This window comes from Tissierellales bacterium, assembly GCA_035301805.1.
Lineage (GTDB): Bacteria > Bacillota > Clostridia > Tissierellales > DATGTQ01 > DATGTQ01.
Window position 1 is genome coordinate 1 of sequence record DATGTQ010000060.1, and the last position, 6,241, is coordinate 6,241.

The 6,241-nt window shown below is 30.8% G+C and carries 9 protein-coding genes; all 9 read right to left on the bottom strand.

Annotation, left to right across the window (positions count from 1 at the left end):
• The coding region (locus VK071_02580) for a protein translocase subunit SecF (protein HLR34196.1) at positions 1-253 on the bottom strand (253 nt) is incomplete at its 3' end.
• A gap of 16 nt (positions 254-269) precedes the next feature.
• Entirely contained in the window at positions 270-1,532 is a 1,263-nt protein-coding gene (gene secD, locus VK071_02585; GenBank protein ID HLR34197.1) for a protein translocase subunit SecD, read from the bottom strand.
• A 212-nt stretch (positions 1,533-1,744) separates the two neighbouring features.
• On the bottom strand, positions 1,745-2,122 hold the full coding sequence (locus tag VK071_02590) for a TIGR04086 family membrane protein (protein HLR34198.1): 378 nt from the start codon (positions 2,120-2,122) through the stop codon (positions 1,745-1,747).
• Positions 2,123-2,216: 94 nt separating this feature from the next.
• Entirely contained in the window at positions 2,217-2,528 is a 312-nt protein-coding gene (gene yajC, locus VK071_02595) for a preprotein translocase subunit YajC (protein ID HLR34199.1), read from the bottom strand.
• Between the two features lie 19 nt (positions 2,529-2,547).
• Positions 2,548-3,666, bottom strand: a complete 1,119-nt coding sequence (tgt, locus tag VK071_02600) for a tRNA guanosine(34) transglycosylase Tgt (protein ID HLR34200.1) — start codon at positions 3,664-3,666, stop codon at positions 2,548-2,550.
• Positions 3,667-3,676: 10 nt separating this feature from the next.
• Complete coding sequence (gene queA / locus VK071_02605; GenBank protein HLR34201.1) at positions 3,677-4,702, bottom strand: tRNA preQ1(34) S-adenosylmethionine ribosyltransferase-isomerase QueA; 1,026 nt, start codon at positions 4,700-4,702, stop codon at positions 3,677-3,679.
• 12 nt (positions 4,703-4,714) lie between these two features.
• Positions 4,715-4,963, bottom strand: a complete 249-nt coding sequence (locus VK071_02610) for a DUF2905 domain-containing protein (protein HLR34202.1) — start codon at positions 4,961-4,963, stop codon at positions 4,715-4,717.
• Positions 4,926-5,939: a Holliday junction branch migration DNA helicase RuvB gene (gene ruvB, locus VK071_02615; GenBank protein HLR34203.1), complete on the bottom strand. Its 1,014-nt coding sequence runs from the start codon at positions 5,937-5,939 to the stop codon at positions 4,926-4,928. The genes VK071_02610 and ruvB overlap by 38 nt, the downstream gene beginning before the upstream one ends.
• A 17-nt stretch (positions 5,940-5,956) precedes the next feature.
• The coding region (locus VK071_02620) for a helix-hairpin-helix domain-containing protein (GenBank protein ID HLR34204.1) at positions 5,957-6,241 on the bottom strand (285 nt) is incomplete at its 5' end.

The window sequence follows — 6,241 nt, forward strand, 5'->3', positions numbered from 1 at the left end:
CAGCTTTACTCTTTATTATTACTTCCTTTTTATCTGCACCTGCATGGATAACATGTGCATCTTTATCATAGGCTGACATAAGTTCTCTTATTTCTTCTACTTTAACCTGTTTATTTAGATCTACTTGTATTAAAGTTCCACCTGTAAAATCTATTCCATAATTAAGTCCTTTAATAGCCATTGTCAATATTCCAATAATAATAATTATTAAAGAAATACTAAAAAAAATCTTTCTATTTTTAATTATATCCACTATATCCACCTCTTTCTTATGCACCATAAAGTTTTGTATTTTCCCCACCAGTCATACCAACTGTCAATTTCAATAAATACTTAGTAATAAATACTGCTGTAATCATAGATGCAACAATACCTAGTATTAAAGTTACACCAAATCCTTTTATTGGCCCTTCACCAAAATAGTACAAAACAGCACCAGCTATTAAAGTAGTAATATTAGAATCCAGTACTGAAGTTAAAGCCCTTTTAAAACCAGAGTCTATAGAAAGTCTAACAGTTTTACCCACTTGTAATTCTTCTTTTATTCTTTCAAAGATTAAAATATTAGCATCTACGGCCATACCAATAGATAAAACTAATCCAGCTATACCTGGTAAAGTTAACTTAACATCCAAGACCTTCATACCAAGTAATACTAAAAGTATATAAGCAGTTAAGGTTATACTAGCCACAAAACCTGGTAACCTATAAAGAACAATTAAAAATATAAATATAAATATAATTGCAACCAAGCCTGCTAAAAGACTTTTATCTAAAGCTTGAAGTCCTAAAGTTGGGCCAATAACTGCTGATTGAATTTCTTCCATATCTACTGGTAATGCCCCAGCCCTTATTAAGGTTGCCAAATTACTTGCTTCATCAACAGTAAATTGTCCTGTAATGGTAGCACTTCCCCCACTAATAGTTTCATGTACCATTGGATAGGATATTGCTTGATCGTCTAAAACTATATATAATATTTTTTCCTCTTCAGCAGTCTTTTCCGATAATCTTTTTGTTGCCTCCTCAAATTTCTTAGCTCCCTCTTTATCAAACTCTAAAGCCACAACTGGCCTGTCCCCTGAATCAGCAGATTCAAACATAACTTCCGATTTTTTTACATTTTTCCCTGTAAGAACTACTTCTCCATCTGGATCAATAAATTGTAATTGAGCAGTTTTACCTATAGTATCAATAGCTTCTTGTGGCTCATCAACACCAGCTAACTCTATTCTAATTCTCTTATTCCCTTCAATTACTATATTCGGTTCTGAAACTCCTAATCCATCAACCCTTTCAGTCATAATAGCCTTTGTTTGTTCCATGATCTTCTGTAATTCAGCTCCTTGAGCATCAGTTTGAGCTTCCAACACCACATATACACCACCAGCTAAATCTAATCCTAAGTCTATAGATTCTTTTGCATTCTTAATTTTAAATTTCCCCATGTCTATACCCTTAATAGCTGTATAAGAACCAAGGCTTATAATTGCAACAACTAAAATAAATATAATCCAACTTTTACTCTTCATAGAATTTCCTCCTTCTTTTGTATAATTTCTATAATACCCCTTGATATAAAACTTTGGCACTATTATATCATAATTTTTTACTTAAAGTTATTAAAATTAAAAAGTAGTGGGTAAACCACCACCTTTTAACCATTATCTTTGACATTTTAATTTTTATTATACAGTAGTTTTATAGATTGATTGTATCACATTTATATCTTGTTTTAAAGCTATTATTTTAAATTAATGCCTATCATACCACCGATAACACCCGTTACTAAAGATATTATAATTTTAGATGTAGTATAAATATCTATAGAATGATTTTTAATAAAAATAATATTAATTAATAAAAGTATTAAATAATAAACAACTCCAACAATTCCTCCATTTAACCAACCTTTTTCTCCTATTTTTAATGTTAAATAAATTGCACCTGTAATTATACTTATCATCATAGTAATAGTATTTAATAGTGGAATACTTTTTTCCTTTAAAGGTGTATATGTAAGCATTATAGCCATAATTAGTACTAATCCTAAGGTTACTATATAAGAAAGAACTAGGCTTTTTAAAAGAGACCATAGAAAATTAATAGTTTTAGATTTCATATAACTCACCTCCATTCTAATGAATACTTATTTTTAGAAGGTGAGAAATATTACATAAATAAAAAAACTCCCTTAAAAAAGGAAGCTTTTTTAACTATTTTTCATCATTTTCTTTCTTGTCTTCTGTTTGTTTATTTGCCTTTGATTTTGTAACACTACCAATTGCCCATTTAGAAATATCTAGTTTAGTTTTACCTTTCCCTACTTCAATTGTTAGCATATCTTCTTTCAATACTACAATCTTTCCATAAATTCCACCAATAGTAAGTATTTCATCGCCTACTTTTAAAGAACCTAACATTTCACTTCTTTCTTTTTCTTTCTTCTTTTGAGGTCTTATCATAAGAAAGTACATCATAGCTATCAAAGCAATAGGCATTATGAAAGGTTGTAATGCTTGTGGCATAAAAATCACTCCTTAGTTTTTAATTTATATATCCATATTTTTTATAAAAAATATTTTTATATTCTAATAATCTATCTTCTTTTATGGCCTCACGAATATTTTCCATTAGCTTTAATAGAAAATATAAGTTATGTATAGTAGCCAATCTTGCCCCTAAAATTTCATTTACATTAAATAAATGTCTCATATAGGCCCTTGAATAGTTAGTACATGTATAACAATCACATTCCGGGTCTAATTTATTAAAATCTTTTTTATACTTTGCATTTCTAACGACTAATTTTCCCCTACTAGTCATTAAAGTTCCATTTCTAGCTATTCTAGTAGGTAGAACACAATCAGCCATATCGATACCTCTAATAACTGATTCAAATAAGTAGTCAGGAGTACCTACACCCATATTATACCTTGGTTTGTCCTTAGGCAATAAAGGCGTTGTAAAATCCAAAATTTCACACATTAATTCCTTTGGCTCTCCAACACTTAACCCTCCTATAGCATAACCTGGAAAATCTATTTTTACAAGGTCTTTTGCACTTTTTTCTCTTAAATCTTTATACATGCCTCCTTGTACTATACCAAAAAGTCCTTGTTTGTTCCAGTCTTTATGATATTCTTTACATCTTTTTGCCCATCTAGTAGTCCTTTCCATAGAATTTTCAATATACTCTCTAGATGAAGGATAAGGTGCACATTCATCAAAAACCATCATAATATCTGAACCTAAAGAGTTTTGTATTTCCATAGACTTTTCTGGAGTAATCATATGCTTTGAACCATCAATATGAGATCTAAACACTACTCCCTCTTCAGTAATCTTTCTCATTTCACCTAAACTGAAAACTTGAAATCCTCCACTATCAGTTAAAATAGGCCCATCCCAATTCATAAATTTATGTAGTCCACCTGCTTCTTCAATTAACTTATGGCCTGGCCTTAAATATAGATGATAAGTATTAGATAATATTATACTAGCACCTAATTCCTTTGTCTCCTCAGGAGTCATTCCCTTAACTGTTGCCTTAGTACCCACTGGCATGAATACAGGGGTTTCTACTACTCCATGAGGTGTATATAATTTCCCTAATCTAGCTTTAGTTTTCTTTGATTCTTTTATTAATTCAAATTTAATAGCCATCATTTTCCTCCTACATTATAAACATAGCATCACCTAAGCTGAAAAATCTATATTTTTCAGCAACTGCAATTTTGTATGCATTCAATATTTTCTCTCTTCCAGCTAAAGCACTAACTAGCATAATTAAAGTAGACTCTGGTAAATGAAAATTAGTTATTAAACCATCTATAACTTTATATTTATACCCTGGATATATGAAAATATCCGTCCAGCCACTTTGAGGTAAAACTCTTCCTTCATCATCTGCTATAGCTTCTAATGTTCTAGTGCTTGTAGTTCCTACAGCAATAATTCTTCCTCCATTAGTTTTAGTTTCATTTATTATATCTGCAGCTTCCTTTGAAACCTCATAATATTCTTCATGCATATGGTGCTCTTCAATATTTTCAACTTTAACAGGTCTAAAGGTTCCAAGACCCACGTGGAGAGTTAAAAATACTAATTTAACACCTTTAGCTTCAAGGGTACTAAGTATGTCCTTAGTGAAATGTAAACCTGCAGTAGGAGCTGCTGCTGACCCTTTTTCTTTAGAATATACAGTTTGATACCTTTCCTTTTCTTCTAAATTTTCTTTAATATATGGTGGCAAGGGCATTTCCCCTAATTCATCTAATATTTCCTCAAATATTCCATCATATTTAAGTTTAACAACCCTTGTACCATCGGTATTTATATCTAATACTTCAGCAAATAACCTATCCTTTCCAAAACTTAATTCATCTCCTGGTCTTGCTTTTTTCCCAGGTTTAACCAAAGTCTCCCAAGTATCTCCCTCAACTCGTTTAAGTAATAAAAATTCTACTTTTTCCTTTTTTCCTAATCTACTACCATATAATCTTGCAGGAATAACTCTTGTATTATTTAAAACCAAACAATCTCCTGGTTGAATATACTCAATTATATTAGAAAACTTCTTATGTCCTATATTGCCACTATTTTTATTTAAAATCATTAGCCTAGATTCTTCACGATTTTTAATAGGCCTTTGAGCAATTAACTCTTCTGGTAATTCATAAAAAAAATCTTCCTTTTTCATTAAATCATTCCTTTACTTTCTAAAAATATTCGATATTATAGTTAAAATTAAGCTAATTATTATACAGGTTACTATAGGAAAGAAAAAAGTGAAATTTCCCTTTTGGATAAATATATCTCCTGGCAATTTCCCCAAACCAAATTTCTGACCTAAAATTAAAATTCCACCTAGTACCAAAAGTATTAGTCCAATTATAATTAAAGTTCTTCCCATATAACCCATATTATCTCTCCCCGTTATAAGGTATATTAAAATGTTCATAGGCTGCCCTAGTAACAGTCCGGCCTCTAGGAGTTCTATTTATAAAACCTTGTTGAAGTAAAAAAGGCTCATATACATCTTCAACAGTAGTTTTTTCCTCTCCTGTAGATGCCGCTAAAGTATCTAGCCCAACAGGCCCACCATCAAACTTTTCTATCATACATATAATAAGCTTTCTATCTACACTATCCAAACCAATAGGATCTACTTCTAGCATTTTTAAGGCTTTATTTGCAACATCCAAGGTGATTATGCCATCCTCTACTACTTCAGCATAATCCCTCACTCTTTTTAATAGCCTATTAGCAACCCTTGGAGTTCCCCTTGATCTTTTTGCAATTTCATGGGCCCCTTCTTCATCAATTTTAACATTTAATATTTTTGCAGATCTTTCAACTATTTCTTTTAAACTTTCTATATCATATAAATCTAAATTTAATAAAACACCAAACCTATCTCTCAAAGGTGAAGTAAGTAAACCTGCCCTAGTGGTTGCCCCTATAAGAGTAAATTTTGATAAATCTAACCTTACTGATCTGGCACTTGGCCCTTTACCTATTATTATATCCAAAGCAAAATCTTCCATAGCAGGATAAAGTATTTCTTCTACACTTCTATTTAATCCATGAATTTCATCAATAAAAAGAACATCATCTTCACCTAAATTAGTTAATATACTAGCTAAATCTCCTGGTCTTTCAATAGCTGGCCCAGAAGTCACTCTTATATTTACTCCCATTTCATTAGCAATTATATTTGCTAAAGTCGTCTTTCCTAATCCAGGAGGTCCATATAGAAGTACATGATCTAAAGATTCATTTCTTTTTTTAGCCGCCTGAATAAATATATTAAGTTTATTCTTAACTTTTTCTTGACCTATGTATTCATTAATCCATTTAGGTCTTAAGGACATTTCATTATCCACATCTTCTATTTTTAAAGATCTTGTTACGATTCTGTTGTCTTCATCATACATTTTATCAAAACCTCTTTCTATTTTTTAGACAACTTATTTAAAGCTACCCGTATTATGTCTTCAGCAGCCATATTGTTTATTTCTAATTTACTTAACACTCTAGTAGCTTCATTTCTTGTATAGCCTAAGGATATTAACCCGTATAAAGCATCATGATAATTATCAGTCTTTACAGAGACAGGTTCTTCACCAATAATAATATTATCATCTATTCTATCTTTTAATTCAAGTATCATTCTATTAGCAGTTTTTTTCCCTACTCCAGGTGCAGTACATAAAGCTTTAACATCATTGTTAAGTAT

Bases quoted from the DNA above. Each gene is read 5' to 3' on its own strand.
- secD (HLR34197.1), bottom strand. From the start codon at position 1,532: ATGAAGAGTAAAAGTTGGATTATATTTATTTTAGTTGTTGCAATTATA.
- VK071_02590 (HLR34198.1), bottom strand. From the start codon at position 2,122: ATGAAATCTAAAACTATTAATTTTCTATGGTCTCTTTTAAAAAGCCTA.
- yajC (HLR34199.1), bottom strand. From the start codon at position 2,528: ATGCCACAAGCATTACAACCTTTCATAATGCCTATTGCTTTGATAGCT.
- tgt (HLR34200.1), bottom strand. From the start codon at position 3,666: ATGGCTATTAAATTTGAATTAATAAAAGAATCAAAGAAAACTAAAGCT.
- queA (HLR34201.1), bottom strand. From the start codon at position 4,702: ATGAAAAAGGAAGATTTTTTTTATGAATTACCAGAAGAGTTAATTGCT.
- VK071_02610 (HLR34202.1), bottom strand. From the start codon at position 4,963: ATGAACATTTTAATATACCTTATAACGGGGAGAGATAATATGGGTTAT.
- ruvB (HLR34203.1), bottom strand. From the start codon at position 5,939: ATGTATGATGAAGACAACAGAATCGTAACAAGATCTTTAAAAATAGAA.